The organism is Paenibacillus sp. cl123 (genome assembly GCF_900101595.1).
Classification (GTDB): domain Bacteria; phylum Bacillota; class Bacilli; order Paenibacillales; family NBRC-103111; genus Paenibacillus_G.
Map to the genome: position 1 here is coordinate 396,946 of NZ_FMYY01000001.1, position 14,289 is coordinate 411,234.

Genomic DNA, 14,289 nt, shown 5'->3' on the forward strand with positions numbered 1-14,289 from the left:
GTCATTATTAGAGAGGGGTTGAGTTATGTCCAGAAATATACATTCTGCACAAGCATCAATGTTAGGATATCGATTTCAGCCTCTTTATGCATTGCTTGTACTTTGGAAAGAAGCGGATGACGATTCTAATGAGATTAACATTGAGGCCGAAGATGATATAGTTTTGAAAGGTAACTATACAAAGCTATATCAACTAAAGCATAGTACGGGAGATGTACATGAACTTACAATAAAAAACGATGGTTTATGGAAAACTCTTAGAATTTGGTCTCCTTACGCTGAGTCTGATAAACACAAGATGTATTTCGTTACAGGAGATACCATTGCTCAAACCAATCCATTATATAAGTTAGTCAGTGGAGACTTAGATCGACATGACATAGTAGCTTTATTGACAAAAGAAGCCGAATTGGTAACTGAAGCTAGAGAAAAAGCAGTTGCTATAAATTCTAAGAAGTTACCATATGAGAATAAGTATCCGGGTTGTAGTACCTTTTTACAACTTAGTCCAAATCAGCGATTGAAACTATTAGAAAAGATAACGGTTCGTATAGACACCTTCAATATATTACAGATTGAAAATAAGGTCATTGACCAATTGGATCAAATGGTAGTGAGAAAAATTCGACCATTAATTGCCAAAAGACTATTGGAGTGGTGGGATAGAAGAACACTTTCTTCATCAAAAATTACAAAGACTGAACTTTTAGTACAGCTACAAAGTTTAATTGCGCAAATTCAGGATAATAACCTCCCAGATGATTTTTCTAAATTATCCCCAGCATCAATTTCTGGTGAACTAGGCGGTTTTATGGAAAAGCAAATCGACCTAGTTGATGGAGGCTATAGCAGAAAGAAAAGAGCAGCGGTAACAAGATGGCGAGCAAGAAATCAACGTGAGAAATGGATAACAGATGACATCTTGAATGCGTTAGAGCTTAATGACTACGATCAACTATTAATCGAGGCTTGGGCTGATCGTCACGAGCCAATGAAAGAAGATTTAGAAGGTGAAGAAGATAATTTCTGTAAAAAGAAAGGATTAGAGTTGCTTGACTGGACGCATAATGACGCACATCTTTATATAAATCCAATACGAGATGAGTGGAAACAACATTTTTTAATTCAAGGATCGTATCAACAATTATCTGAAGAATTAAAAGTAGGTTGGCACCCCAATTTTTTTGAAATGCTGGGTGATAACCAATGACTTCATCTGATGTTTTTTCCATAACAAACCCTGCCTTAACATCACTTTTATTGTGGTCATTTTTAGAAGGCTTTGAGACTGGGGAAAGAAGCGGTTGCCCGTTCCCTTTAATTTTTTTACCATTACCCTTGGTGCTCTCCCAATCAATTAGGGATGATTTCAAAGGCACTAATGCAGCAACTGGATTATATAGTTGGATTACTCGTCGCCAAAAAATATTAATTAACCTTGACACAAGAATCAATAAAACGGCGAGTTTAACTAGAAATGCTATTATTTTTGGTGCTTCGAATGGAATTATAATATTTGAAGCAAATGGGACTTTAAAATCTGGTAGCAAAGGAATAGTTAAGAGTCGGTTGAAAAATAATTCTGATGAGATTAAAGAAATGATTGGCGCAGCAAACAAACTGGGTGTATGGTTTTCCCAAATTAACTCGACATCCAGTATATTAAATAGTTTGGGGTTAACGGTATGAAAAGATGGAATATTCGTCAAATTCTATTGTACAGTCATGATGATCGTAGACATGAGATTACTTTTGAAGTAGAGCAAGTAAATATTATTACTGGTGACTCTCAGACTGGAAAGTCGGCTCTCCCTGAAATCATTGATTATGTTTTAGGATCAAGCGAATGTCACATACCTACATATGTCAGACGAAGTGTCTCATGGGTTGGTCTTGTTTGGAAGAAAAATGAGACTGAATTTGCAATGTTTAGAAGAGTACCACGAGCCCCATACAAATCGAGTTCTGATATGCATTTTATTAATGGACGAAATATTACTGTTCCTAATCAAGCCAACGAAATTCCATCGTCGACGAATATTGCTGGTGCATTAAAAAAATTCGAGAGATTAATTGGAATTGGAGACGTACAAAGTGAAGTTTTTGGCTCACAAAGAGATCGACATACGATTTCAATAAGAAGTGCAATACCGTATTTATTACAGGATGATAATATTATTACTAATAAAAATACGTTGATAAGAGGACTTGATGATTACCAGAGGCTTCAGACAATCATAGATGCTTTGCCCTACTACTTTGGAATAACTGATGAGGCTACAATTGAAAAGGAGATTGAACTCAAAAATTTAAAAAAACAGTTGAAGAGGCTAGAAAAAAACAGTTCAGAAGATGAGCAAATTACGATGAGTACCAATGCCCATACTCTTCTGTATCAAGCAACACAATTGGGATTGTGTGAAGCGTTACCTTTCGGGGCAACTGAAACGGTTGTAAATAGTATGCTACATAAGGTTGCTCAATGGAATCCATATTCCGATTCTTCATTAGTTGAGGAACGACTCGGTGATTTGTATGAGCAATTAAGTGTTCAGCAAAATGAGGTTATTTCAATTAAGAAAAGAATTAATTATGCCAAGAAATCTATACAATTTGCTCAGGATTTCAAGAGCACAGCTACTGCTCAACAAAGACGCCTTTCTGTGATTAATATTTTCAAAAATCCGGTTAATCCAGTTTCATGCCCACTTTGTCAACAAAATCTTGAAGAAGTTAACGAACCCATTAAACAGATCAGTGAGACTGTAAAGAAAGTCCAATTTGATCTTGATAATGTTGAAAAGGAGCGACCAAGCTTAGACAGTTATATCACTTATCTAACCGAATTACTTGCTTCAGCAGAAGAGAAGATTTCTTCTATTAATGTCCAGATAGGAGCCCTTATTAAAGACAATGAAAAATTAGAGTCCGGTCTGGATTTAAAAGATAGAAGGAATAGATTGGTTGGAGTAGTTAATTTTTATATAGATTCTGTAGCAAAGGTGGCTTCGAAATCTACCACATCATTCTCATCAGACCTTTCAGTACTAAGTGAGCGTATTAAGAATCTTAGTTTAGAAATTGATGTGGAATCAAAAAAAGAGGCGCTTGAAAATGTAGAAAGACGAATAGCTGCTATGGCTAAGGAGATTATTGCAGACCTACCTTTTGAGGATAGGTATAAAGATAATCCGCTGTATTTAAATTTGCGTGACTTCAAAGTAGGGGTATCTTTACCTACTCGCATCGAATACATGAGAGATGTTGGCTCGGATGAGAACTATTTAAGTCTTCATATATCAATGATGCTTGCCATGCATAGACATTTCGCAGAACTAAATCGTCCAGTACCTGGTGTTTTACTATTTGATCAGATAAGCCGCCCCTATTTTCCTTCTGAGGACGTTACGGAAATGGTTGAAATCGAAGGAAGTAATGATAATGATACAAAAGCATTGTTGCAGTATTTCAATTTGCTATTTAATGAGGTCAATCGTGGGGATTCTTTGCAAATAATTGTGATCGAACATGCTTATTTTAAAAATCATCCAGAGTATATGAAGGCAGTTAAAAAGCGTTGGAAAAAAGGCATTGACGGTTTGATACCTATTGGTTGGCCGGAAAAGGATTAAGCTTCGTAATTATTCAGGTAATAACACTTTGGAGGATTACTATACAAATGCAGATTAGAAAAATATGGATTGAGAAATTAGGGGGACTAGCGGACTTCCATTTGGCTTTTCCTAGTCCCCTTGAATATCATTTTGGGGAAATGAAAGTATCTATTCTTGTTGGAGAAAATGGAACAGGCAAGACCTCGATTCTAAAATTCCTATCTCAGATTTTTGTTGATCAGCGCTATTTTGATCAATTAAAATCAAGCTTTCATCTTGAGTACGAAATAAATGGTGTCGAAAACTTCTTATCCAATCAAAGTTATAGTAACAACTGTTTACCTTCAAAGGTTATAGTTTCTTCCTATTCAGCGTTTGAGCCATATCGATATAATTCACCTAAAAATTATTCCCCCGCTGAATATATATATCTAGGAACTTTAGGGAAAGGTACATTTGGACCAATTGGGCCAATTGCGTCTCTATCATCAGTATGTATACCAATTCTTGAAACGTTTTTTCACAAGGACAAAAGAAAATTGTCAGCAATACAAGAGTTGTTAAATGAAATAGGCTATATAGAAGTACCCCAAATTCAATTAAGCTTTATTCAGTCCGAAAATTATCTAAACAAGAAATATGAAAACTTAAAAGATCAAGGGATTACTGATGAGAACTTGATGGAGATACGATATTTACTAGAAAAGCTACATACTTTTCATCGTGACGTTTTAAATATTAAAAGAGTAAGAGGCAGACATCTTCTCGATCCAATTATTTTGGAAAACTATGTAGATGGTCCGAGTGGTTGGCTATCCGATGTAAAAAGATTAGCAAACTTACCGGGAGGCTTCAATATAGTAAAATCATTAAGTTTTAGAAAAGGGAATGAATTTGTACCACTTAATCAATTAAGTTCGGGCGAACTAAGCATGTTTTTTAGGTTCTTTAAACTAATAGCCGCTATCTCTGATAACTCAATTGTATTGATTGATGAACCGGAGACTCACTTACATCCTAGATGGATTCAAAAGTATCTCAATATGCTTAAATCAATATTCAGCAACTTTGACACCCATTTTATTATTGCAACACATTCACCTTTAATTGCTGCTGATGTACCCAACGAATCTATCATTGGTTTGCGAAAAAATAACAATGGAAGAGTTGAGCAGTATTTCGTTAATGAACAGACTCTTGGTACAAGCCCTCAAGAAATACTAAGAGAAGTATTTAAATTGGACAATCACTTCGGTGACTTTACGAATGATACGATATTAAAAATAAACAAACTAATTGATAAGGGAAAAATCGATCTTGCAAAAAAATTGTATGATGACCTTGGAGATTCTGATGAAAAGTTTTCTTTATTTTTACGTATGAAACAACAGTTAGACAAGGGGAAATAACATGTGGAAACTCAGTCCAATAGAGGAAATTATAGAGATAGACCGTGGTATTCAAGAGTTTATATCCGATTTTTTTGAGTGGGTTTTGAATGCGGATGCTAGTAAAAATATCGATGAACTAAGGAAGCAAGTAACCATTAAAGAGAGTAGAATTGGTAGAGTAGCAGCGGCAACTAATATGAAGGAGTTAATAGTATTACTTGCAAAATCCTCACACAAAAAGATCATTGCGACATATTATGAAGACTTAACATCCAAATATTTAGATTTGGTTGACGGTGTAATACCTCCGCCACCTAAATTATCCCCTGAAAGTCGATCTTTAATTCGAGAAATTTTCGAATATTTCTATGATAGTATCTTGGATTCTAAGACATTTCAACAAGAGTATATTCCTCAATATAGCGGTTCGACTGAATTAAAAGCTTATTTAAGAGATAAGTTTGGAGACAGTAGAAAAGTATGTCCGTATTGTGATATACAATGGATAGGACATTCAGCGCATTCTTCGATTGATCATTTTTTTCCGAAATCTAGTTATCCAATGCTATCTATATTTATTTCTAACCTAATTGTTTCATGTACTGGCTGCAATGATAGAATTAAAAAGGCGAAATTATTACTGCCATTGTTTCATCCTCATTTTCATCAAGCGGCGGATCACTTTGAATTTGTACTTGACAATGAATGTAATAATATTGTCGATATCAAATTACTTTCTGATCAACGAGATTCACACAAAAGAGTTGTTAACTATTTTCAATTATTTAAACTAGAGGAGCTTTATGCAAGTGTCTTATACAAAGTTAAGGAGGACAGAAGAAAGCTAAGGGAAACAGTGAGGAGACTTTTTTTAGCTACTAACCCTTCCGGAGATAAGCAAAGGGTACTTCGAGATATCCTTCATGAAGAAATTAGCAACAGGATTGCCCAAAATATATTAAAAAGAGGACATTTCGATTTAACTAAGATTAAATATGATTTTTTACAAAGTATGAAGGGGCCGCTTTTTGATATTGAAATTGAGTATCTATCTTCCCACTTAAGATTAGATAGTCATATAGGGAATGATAGGAGCTTAAAAGATTCCGTTGTTACCGATCCAAATAAAATTGCTTAACATTTGGTCACATTTCTGGTCACACTTTTTCATTTTCGAGCGCCGCGGCGCACTCGAACGTAGAAACATAAAACTCAAAAAAGCCTTGTCCCACAAGGCTCTCCTCTCCTCTTTCCTTAACGTAAAAAAGCCCATCTCTCCACTGGCAGCGATGAGGTCAGGGGTTCGATCCCCCTAGGCTCCATACAAAATAAACGTCACCACATCTCGTGGTGGCGTTTTTTGTATGGATTGCCTAGCGGAGATGAAACCCTAAAGGTTCGCCAGTGCGTAGGCGAAAGGACACTGCGAGAAATTCGACCAGTGGATTCGCCGCAGGTTACGCATGTGCTTATGGAAGCAATGGAAACGAATGCATACCAGAATCAGTGAGCTCCGGGCACTCAGCGTCCCAGAATGGGCATGTTTTGTCATGGCTAACTCCAGATGCGGAGCGTGGGAAATGTCTCGAAACACAAACAACGCCCTTCCGACTTCCTATTGGGAATCGAAAGGGCTGAAAAGCTTTGTTAACCTTTTGGAACCGCCGTATGCGGACCCGAATGTACGGTGGTGTAAGAGGACGGAGGTTAGGCGCCCCCTCCAACTCGATTAAATTCTATCAAAAAATTGCCGGGCTTAAGAAGTATAATGCATTCGGGTCAAATGCGGCACTAGATGATTTAAAAACACCAAAATTGTATCTTGTATTTGCTTCAACAGTAAATGACACCCATTCGTTATTGTTACCAGGATTTAGATCCGTCACCGTAACAGGCTCAGCATCATTCTTATTTACAACAAAAATGTAATGAAAGTTATTAGGATTTTGTAAGAGTACTGTCATTGTCCGACCACCATCGTTTGGCCCGGTCTGAATATAGTACCAGTCTTTATCAGATGCACTATTTATCTTCCCCATTGCAATATCACCATATTGCATTTGTTGTGCGACATAGTAGTCATCGTTATAACCTGTATCAACGATAGTTGCAGCGAAAGCTGCTTGTGAAGTAAAAACTAATGAACCAAAAATGATACCAGTTGCCACAATTTTTTTAGCAATGCTCTTAACCATTTCAATTCCTCCTAAAATTTAAATATTTACATCCCAAATTTTACTATTTTATAAATATTAATTCCAATTAAAGTAATTTATTGAAGTTAATATATTATATATTTTCTCTTATTACAAATATTTACTTATATTGTGCTCGGGTGGAAAATTATTTGCTGTTGATGAAATGGAATGAAAAAAGCAGATTTTATGACTTTAGATCCTCTTTCTTTGATACTAGGAATTGTGAAGAGTTTTACAGAAATCATTATTCTAAGAAGTTTGCAGAGCGCTGCAGCTGCACCTTTTCACCTGTTGCGCTCGGCTTTATTAGCGCAGGTTTTTGGTCGCGGGGATTGTCGGGCAAGTTATCAGCAGCCTTGTTAGCCACCAGTATTATTGGAATGCCGTTGCCGTAATTTACTCAGTGACTCTGCTATTGGTTATCATGCGTTTGCCCAGAGAAGAGAAGAATTAATGGATTCCGTCACTCTTCAAGCAAAAAAATGATCAAAAGATTTGATAGCACGCCCGGACTCCTAGATTACCCCAACGACCGTTCGGAAAGCTCCGTTACGCTCTGAATAAAGGATTGCAATTCGTCTATAAATATTTTGGCAGCTTGCCCCATAAATTTATCCGTTCGATATAGGATGCAAATATCCTGGCTTGGTGTAGGGTTGAGAAGCGTGACGGCTGTAATGTTATCGAGTTTCAGATAATGAAGCAGCAGCCTCGGAAGAATTGCCGCTCCTATCCCTTGTTCGACTAAGGACAGAAGTGTCGATAATGTAAAGGTTACGATTGTATGGTTCAATGCAATCCCTTTTTCTTGGCAACAGGAGTGGATGACTTTCGTAATCTGATGCTCCGGTCCGAACATGACCATTTTGAGCTGCTGTAACTGTTCGAAGGGGATTGCCTTTAACTTCGCAAAGGGATGGCTCGAATGGATGGCCAGAGCAAACTCTTCATGGAACAAAGGGATGACCGAGATGCGATCATCCGGATTCGCAGGCACAGTGGTAATGCCAAGATCCCTTGTGCCGTTGACAACCTGCTCATACACATCCACGGTTTCCGTCACGTGTATGGAAAGCTTGGGATATGTACGGATTGAATTGGACTTGTATGCTAAGAACTGCGTATGATGCTAACGGACGAACAGACAGCGCGTAGCGAAGCGGAGAGCATCTATTGAGCCGAAGGCTTGAATATAGAAGGGAGCCAGCGTAGTAAGCCGACCCCCCGTGACGTTTTACATCAATCCGTTTTCACGTAACGAATAAAAGTTATGAAGCGACACGACAAGATGATCAAGGAGTTCCACGCCTAATATCTCGCCAGCTTCTGCAAGGCGCTTAGTAAGCTGGATATCTTCATGCGACGGTGTACAATCCGTGCTGGGGTGATTATGAATGGCGATGATCGATGCGGAGGCTTTAACTATCGCTCGACGGTATGTCTCCCTTGGGTGGAACAATAGCGGCTGACAATGAGCCGACCGATATGCGCTCTTTCGATATCACATGGTTCTTGGTGTTGCAGCAGATTATCCAAAATTCCTCGTGCATCAGGTGTCCGACTTCGTATCTCATCAAGTCGAATGCATCCTTTGGTGAACGGATTACATATGTGTCATTTTTCGGCGTATTCAAGGCTCTTGCTAATTTCAATGCGGAAGTGATTTGCTTTGCTTTTGACCCGCCGATTCCTTTAACGGTTTGTAGTTCTGCTGATCCTTGTCGCGGGTTGCGGTGCAGATGCAACCGATTTTAGCAAGGATGGAGCCAAGACAAAGGTAAAGCAACTCATCACGGAAGATATCGGCGGCGATTACGGCCCCAAGGTAGCAAAGACGGTAAAGGTCACCATTTCCAAAGTTGAGAAAGGCGCTTCTGACGGCAGAATGTTTGTCAGCGGCAACGGTAGCTATAAACGTGACGGATGGAGCGAAAACGGAGTGGAGTAGGAAAGCACGACAATGTTCAGCTTTGGATAGGAATTGCAGCACAATGGTAAGGACTGGACTGTAGTTAATAGGAAGATGCACGAGGAAAAGGCTACATACAAAAATAAATAAGTGGGGGAACCGCATTGCGCAAATTGATCGTCTCAGCATTATTGCTAACAGGGTTACTTGCTGGATGTAACAACAATAACGGCACAATAAACAGCAGTAGTCCAGTAATCAATCAAGGCAAGGCTATTGAAGGGATATCGAACGTCGCTTGGACGTACAAGACGGATGAAAAGGCCGCTGTCAGTCAGCCTTTAGTTACACAGGACACAATATACTTCGGAACCGATAAGACGCTGTATGCGGTCGATACGAAGTCTGGAACGAAGAAATGGACTCGCCCTATTAACGTACTCCCGTCCGTTCCTGCCTTGGCAGGGAATACGCTGATCTACAATGATAAAGACGGAATTCACGCCGTCAATGCCGACAACGGAGAGGAAATTTGGAAGTACGATTACAACCAAAAGGCTCCTCCCGAGCTTAAACCGAAAGCAACGATTGCTTCCCCCAACCGCGCATTTATCACGGAACAGACTAACGGCGGGATTACCCTTAAAGCGGTGGACATCAAGACAGGCAAAGTAAGCTGGGAATACGGCAACGCTGTCCCCTTTGTCGGTCTTGTTCTCGCCGAGGATAAGCTGTATGTTCCAATCGACGGTGTGATTCGCATTATAGATGAAAAGAACGGGAAGGAAATCGACTCCATCAGCACGGATGCACCAATATCCAGTTTGAACGTCGCTAGAGATCAGCTTTTCTTTGTTGATATGGGCGGCAAGATCACTGCATTTGATTTGAAGTCCAAAAAGCAGGCATGGCAGTATAGTAATGAAGCATTCGAAGTGCCCAATGCTCCTACTCTAACCGTACTCAAAGATAAGGTGATTGCTTCCGAAGTGAAAAGCGGCCTAGTGGTCGGTATCGATGCTAAAGCGGGCAAAGAGCTATGGAAGATCAAGATGGGTGACGGGAAGTACCGTGCTACGCTCCCCTGGATTATTACGCAGCCTTCCGCACTTGGAGAAACATTATACATCGGTACTTGGGGCGGCGAGAATGATAAGGCTAAAGGTACTCCAGCATACTCCGATTTGATAGCAATTGACGGTAACAAGGGAACGGAGCTATGGCGGCAAAAGGTCGATGACTTCATTATGTACCCCCCAGCCTTCAATAACGGTCAGACTATCATTACCAACATGTATCAATCCGTGACAGCGTATAATGAAGGAAAGGTCACAGTACAAGCGGCGGCAGTAGAGCCGAAGCCATTCGTAGAAGCATCAGCCACTAACAAGCCTGTGCCTGATGAAGCATCAACGGAAGATGTGGAATATGAACTTAAGGACTTTGAAGGAAACTGGAAATCAGATAAACAAGCCTTCAAAATTGCTTTTACAGATAGCGACACTGGTATTATTACCTTCTACGATCAAGGCGAGGAGAAAGCTATTCGGTTCGAGTACAAGAAACCTGTATCTGAATACAACTGGGTAATGCTGCTTGTCGGCGCAGATAAAAAGCCGATTAGCATAAGGCTGAGCGATAAGGACACGCTTGGCTATGCAGATGAGAAAATGAGGGATTCACTCAAGAGACAGGACGAGACACAAACGCCGAGCGATTCCGCTAAAGCACTTATCAGCGGATTTGAAGGAAAATGGTGCGATTCCTTTCAAGCTCTATGCTTTGAACTTAAATTGACCGATGTGAACAAGGGTATGCTCGACTATTATCAAGAGCGCGATCCGATCAAGGAATCTTTCGATATTACCTACATGGATGAATACAGAATCGACATTAAGATCGAAGGTTCAAAGCTGGCTACCATTAGCTTGAGCAAAGATAAGATGATAATGACATACGAGACAGATTCATTGACTGAAATGATGACAAGACAGGAATAGCGCCCATGCGGCGCTATTGGTATATTAGGAATATCTTGCACAAAATCTTGAAACAAATTACACTTGTTTTTGTTGCATTCAACAAGTTTTTTTCAATGCCTAAAAGTAAAAGGAGATGTTACCTTTGACTCCAGAAGAGTTACTGGAAGTATTGAAACGGTACAGTGACTACACTGCGGCTGTGCCAACTGGTTCTGAGTTATTCTTTAAATGGGCGCCTATAGTTTCTCCTATTGCATCGCTTATACTAGTTCCTTTATCTATATTCGTAGTTTATTGGAATGTGGACAGAACCCAAAAAAAGAATAGAGAAAATGATATCTTGAAGCAAAGACGCGATCTGGAATTGAAATCAGCAGAAGAGATGTTGGAGGAATTGACTAAAGTAAAGATAACCTACCAGGACATAATTGGAATCAAGCTAATCTACGAAATGTTCATATCAATTGGCTCAACAGTAACTGTGGACTCTGTTAAAACTCATATTGCTAAGTGCATGGTAGAGCAACATAAGGTTACTAATTCAGTTGCATCACAGTTTAGAAAAAGAAGAGTCATATTAAGAGATTTAAATAGCGACATAGAAAAAGTATTTAATTGTGGATCAGATATGGGGGATAAACTAAATCAATTTTATAAATACTTTTCGAGCGAGCCAGGTCACACTGATAATGAAATCATGCAAAGTGCTGCTATTATAAGCCAAAACGCTTTGGATTTAACAGACCATTTAAACCAGATAATTGATAAGCTTCAAGATAAATATTTTGCACCTTTGTTTGTCGAGAAATCTTAATTTGGACCTATCATGTTACAAGCATTCAAAGGTACGGCGGCAGAACGAGGAGCGACATTAATAATAATTAGTGAACCACTATATGTTTTATAAAGAAGGTGTGTGCGTGCATTATCTTAAATTTAAAAGGGAACAGACAGGGAAATGCAACATATGCGGTAAAATCGAAAAGCTGACATGGGATCATGTTCCTCCTAAAGGTGGCCAAGCCTTTAACGATATTGAGCAGGAATCCATCTTCCAATACTTGGCTGGTAGCAATGGAGAACGTAGATATCAGTTTTCTCAGAACGGAGTCAAATATAGAACGATTTGTAGCAACTGTAACAATGCATTATTAGGAGCAAAGGCCGATCCTGTTCTTAATGAACTTGCAGCGGATGTCATGCTTATGATTAAAACCAGGCTTACACTGCCACAAGCGACGATTCATGTTAAGACAAAACCCGCACTAATTTGTAAATCTCTACTCGGTCACATGCTTTCAGCAACTGGTGATTTCGGCATGAGCAAGATTGATGATAGGTATCGGGAGTACGTATTAGATGAGGCGATGATTATTCCTAAAGGAATAAAGGTGTTCTATTGGATATATCCGTATATGAGCCTAAAGGTAATTAGAGATATAGCAATGCCCCGATACAGAGGTGAATGGAGCGATTTTAGCAGAGGGGGCGTCGGTATGTTCAGCATACTTAAATATCCCCCTGTCGGTTATTTGGCTACAGATTTGAATGAATACGAAGGGTTACATGAATTGACTCAGTACTGCGGAAGTAGCTTGGATGATGAGGCAGAAATACCTTTCAGATTAGATGTGATACAGCCTGAATACTGGCCTGAGGCTGGAGAGGATAACTTCGTCATGGGAGGAGAAGGCTTGGGGAATGGAGTGTCTGCCAGACCCCGTAGTAAACGAAAGTAGCGTTTGAAGCAAGCACTATCTGTCAATCCATAATAAACAAAGGCTGCGGAGAGTCAAATTCTCACGCAGCCTAAAGCATTCAATGTGTTCGTCTCAAGCTGTTTAGTTGCTCGGCGGAAAGTCCAGTCAGTTCTGCGATGATTGCAATGTCCATACCTTTATCCAGCATGTTCTGGGCAACTTCTAGCTTTTCTTTGGAGCGACCAATGGACTCGCCTTCTGCCCTAGCACCTTCCAACATGGAAGCTTCATCATGCAGGGCTTTTTGTCTCATCTCGTACATGCGACGTGCTTCTGCATCCTGACTGAGATATTCCAATGCGGTCATTGCTTTACCCAAAGTTGGTTCGTTCACTTTCAACACCTCCCAGTTCGTCGTGTCTTCGCTTTTCAGAAATAGCAGCCAGTTGAGCAAGCCGCCTTCATTGGGTATGCTTTGCGTATTCAACTTGGATAGCTCCATGATGTGAATTTCGATGTCGTCGATCAGTGTAATGCCGCTATGGTCTTCCCGTAGATGGAAAATGTTATGGTAACGGTCATTAGGTAGAATGGAGAAGTTAAGGATATTGATCGTGACGCATTTCCGAAGCTGCTTGTAGGACTGTCCCTCTTCAAGTTGCCCTGCATATTGCCTACTCCAGTAGTACAGCGTACGTTTTTCATTGTCGTATTTGTTAAACAACTGCATTTCTATATTAATTAGCTTTCCTTCTGTCGTCTTAGCTTGGATGTCAAAGATGGATTGCTTATCGCGCGGCGAATCCTTATCCGTATACGGATTCATCAGGACGATCTCGGTCAACGGCGGCTCTCCAGCCTCCATAAAGGTTCTGTTAAGGAAGGCGAGCAGGATATCCTTATTTTCTTCGCTGCCAAAGATGCGTTTGAAGACGAAATCGTTCTTGGGGTCAAGCAGGTCATGCATCCGAATCAACTCCAATCCTTGTCATTATTATTATACCATGATTCCCATTTATGTTGCATAGTGACGCGCCGCGCATCGCATTATCTCGTCTTTCAGGTCGTCGCCGTCTTCCCTTAGCTTCATGAGGCGAGCTAGGAATACCTTGTCTGTTCTTACAGCGGCCAGTTCAACCCGTAAAACCAGTTCAATATTCGTAATAGCAGAGACAGCATTCTGTACCGTCTCGTAGTCCAGCGTAGCCGCAGAGTGATAAATGTTATCCAAAACAGCATTGATCATCTCTTCGCATGTTTCAATTTGAGTGTACAGTCGGTCTTCATCAAGCAATAGCGCTTCATATTTACGGGTCGAGTTTTGTTCCATTGGACAGGACTCCTTTATTCGTTTTAGGGAAAAAGAAAAGAGACTCCATAACAGAGCCTCCTATAACAAGAGATTTGAGCTGAGGGGTGATCACAATCATGATCACGAACCCTAGATTATCGACGGAAATTCGAGGATACAACAGAGCATACCGAAGTCCGAAAA

At 39.9% G+C, this 14,289-nt stretch carries 15 protein-coding genes and 1 pseudogene; 10 read left to right on the forward strand and 6 right to left on the reverse strand.

What is annotated here, in order from left to right; translation table 11 throughout:
- Nucleotides 1–25: 25 nt before the first annotated feature.
- The 6 genes and pseudogenes from BLR08_RS01725 to BLR08_RS31530 form a co-directional block, all read left to right on the forward strand.
- A complete protein-coding gene (locus BLR08_RS01725; RefSeq protein ID WP_072327834.1) occupies nucleotides 26–1,210 on the forward strand; it encodes an ABC-three component system protein in 1,185 nt (394 codons plus the stop codon).
- Nucleotides 1,207–1,689 carry a three component ABC system middle component gene (locus BLR08_RS30510; protein ID WP_143014312.1) on the forward strand — a complete coding sequence of 161 codons (483 nt, stop codon included), beginning with the start codon at nucleotides 1,207–1,209 and terminating at the stop codon, nucleotides 1,687–1,689. The genes BLR08_RS01725 and BLR08_RS30510 overlap by 4 nt, the downstream gene beginning before the upstream one ends.
- Nucleotides 1,686–3,632, forward strand: a complete 1,947-nt coding sequence (locus tag BLR08_RS01730; protein ID WP_083536649.1) for a DUF3732 domain-containing protein — start codon at nucleotides 1,686–1,688, stop codon at nucleotides 3,630–3,632. Before BLR08_RS30510 ends, BLR08_RS01730 begins: the two co-directional genes overlap by 4 nt.
- 47 nt (nucleotides 3,633–3,679) lie before the next feature.
- Nucleotides 3,680–5,023, forward strand: coding sequence for an ATP-binding protein (locus BLR08_RS01735; protein ID WP_072327837.1), 1,344 nt, complete (start codon nucleotides 3,680–3,682; stop codon nucleotides 5,021–5,023).
- Nucleotide 5,024: 1 nt separating this feature from the next.
- Complete coding sequence (locus BLR08_RS01740) at nucleotides 5,025–6,143, forward strand: HNH endonuclease (RefSeq protein WP_072327839.1); 1,119 nt, start codon at nucleotides 5,025–5,027, stop codon at nucleotides 6,141–6,143.
- Nucleotides 6,144–6,417: 274 nt separating this feature from the next.
- Nucleotides 6,418–6,657 (forward strand): annotated as a pseudogene (locus BLR08_RS31530) (group II intron maturase-specific domain-containing protein); the annotation flags it as partial.
- Nucleotides 6,658–6,744: 87 nt separating this feature from the next.
- Here BLR08_RS31530 and BLR08_RS01750 read toward each other — a convergent pair.
- Complete coding sequence (locus BLR08_RS01750; RefSeq protein WP_072327841.1) at nucleotides 6,745–7,200, reverse strand: hypothetical protein; 456 nt, start codon at nucleotides 7,198–7,200, stop codon at nucleotides 6,745–6,747.
- A 152-nt stretch (nucleotides 7,201–7,352) separates the two neighbouring features.
- On the opposite strand from BLR08_RS01750, the gene BLR08_RS30515 reads away from it, so the two are divergent.
- On the forward strand, nucleotides 7,353–7,598 hold the full coding sequence (locus tag BLR08_RS30515) for a hypothetical protein (protein ID WP_143151525.1): 246 nt from the start codon (nucleotides 7,353–7,355) through the stop codon (nucleotides 7,596–7,598).
- A gap of 125 nt (nucleotides 7,599–7,723) precedes the next feature.
- Here the strand turns inward: BLR08_RS30515 and BLR08_RS01755 are convergent, their stop codons facing one another.
- The 3 genes from BLR08_RS01755 to BLR08_RS32065 all read right to left on the reverse strand — a co-directional run bounded on the left by BLR08_RS01755 (nucleotide 7,724) and on the right by BLR08_RS32065 (nucleotide 8,948).
- Nucleotides 7,724–8,296, reverse strand: a complete 573-nt coding sequence (locus tag BLR08_RS01755; RefSeq protein ID WP_083536651.1) for a LysR family transcriptional regulator substrate-binding protein — start codon at nucleotides 8,294–8,296, stop codon at nucleotides 7,724–7,726.
- 141 nt (nucleotides 8,297–8,437) lie between these two features.
- A complete protein-coding gene (locus tag BLR08_RS32060) occupies nucleotides 8,438–8,662 on the reverse strand; it encodes a JAB domain-containing protein (RefSeq protein ID WP_072327843.1) in 225 nt (74 codons plus the stop codon).
- Complete coding sequence (locus BLR08_RS32065) at nucleotides 8,622–8,948, reverse strand: JAB domain-containing protein (RefSeq protein ID WP_143014314.1); 327 nt, start codon at nucleotides 8,946–8,948, stop codon at nucleotides 8,622–8,624. The genes BLR08_RS32060 and BLR08_RS32065 overlap by 41 nt, the downstream gene beginning before the upstream one ends.
- Before the next feature lie 328 nt (nucleotides 8,949–9,276).
- On the opposite strand from BLR08_RS32065, the gene BLR08_RS01775 reads away from it, so the two are divergent.
- The 3 genes from BLR08_RS01775 (at nucleotide 9,277) to BLR08_RS01785 (ending at nucleotide 12,833) form a co-directional block, all read left to right on the forward strand.
- Entirely contained in the window at nucleotides 9,277–11,112 is a 1,836-nt protein-coding gene (locus tag BLR08_RS01775; RefSeq protein WP_072327849.1) for an outer membrane protein assembly factor BamB family protein, read from the forward strand.
- A gap of 124 nt (nucleotides 11,113–11,236) precedes the next feature.
- A complete protein-coding gene (locus BLR08_RS01780) occupies nucleotides 11,237–11,908 on the forward strand; it encodes a hypothetical protein (RefSeq protein ID WP_072327850.1) in 672 nt (223 codons plus the stop codon).
- Nucleotides 11,909–12,014: 106 nt separating this feature from the next.
- Nucleotides 12,015–12,833 (forward strand): hypothetical protein, encoded by an 819-nt coding sequence (locus tag BLR08_RS01785; protein WP_143151526.1) that lies wholly within the window; start codon nucleotides 12,015–12,017, stop codon nucleotides 12,831–12,833.
- A gap of 79 nt (nucleotides 12,834–12,912) precedes the next feature.
- Here the strand turns inward: BLR08_RS01785 and BLR08_RS01790 are convergent, their stop codons facing one another.
- Together BLR08_RS01790 and BLR08_RS01795 are read right to left on the reverse strand one after the other, a co-directional pair.
- Entirely contained in the window at nucleotides 12,913–13,761 is an 849-nt protein-coding gene (locus BLR08_RS01790) for an Rpn family recombination-promoting nuclease/putative transposase (RefSeq protein WP_072327852.1), read from the reverse strand.
- A gap of 48 nt (nucleotides 13,762–13,809) precedes the next feature.
- A complete protein-coding gene (locus BLR08_RS01795) occupies nucleotides 13,810–14,124 on the reverse strand; it encodes a hypothetical protein (protein WP_072327854.1) in 315 nt (104 codons plus the stop codon).
- Nucleotides 14,125–14,289 lie beyond the last annotated feature (165 nt).

Coding starts and splice junctions, on each gene's coding strand:
- BLR08_RS01795 (WP_072327854.1), bottom strand. CDS start 14,124: ATGGAACAAAACTCGACCCGTAAATATGAAGCGCTATTGCTTGATGAA.
- BLR08_RS01730 (WP_083536649.1), top strand. CDS start 1,686: ATGAAAAGATGGAATATTCGTCAAATTCTATTGTACAGTCATGATGAT.
- BLR08_RS01750 (WP_072327841.1), bottom strand. CDS start 7,200: ATGGTTAAGAGCATTGCTAAAAAAATTGTGGCAACTGGTATCATTTTT.
- BLR08_RS01725 (WP_072327834.1), top strand. CDS start 26: ATGTCCAGAAATATACATTCTGCACAAGCATCAATGTTAGGATATCGA.
- BLR08_RS01740 (WP_072327839.1), top strand. CDS start 5,025: ATGTGGAAACTCAGTCCAATAGAGGAAATTATAGAGATAGACCGTGGT.
- BLR08_RS01790 (WP_072327852.1), bottom strand. CDS start 13,761: ATGCATGACCTGCTTGACCCCAAGAACGATTTCGTCTTCAAACGCATC.
- BLR08_RS01735 (WP_072327837.1), top strand. CDS start 3,680: ATGCAGATTAGAAAAATATGGATTGAGAAATTAGGGGGACTAGCGGAC.
- BLR08_RS30510 (WP_143014312.1), top strand. CDS start 1,207: ATGACTTCATCTGATGTTTTTTCCATAACAAACCCTGCCTTAACATCA.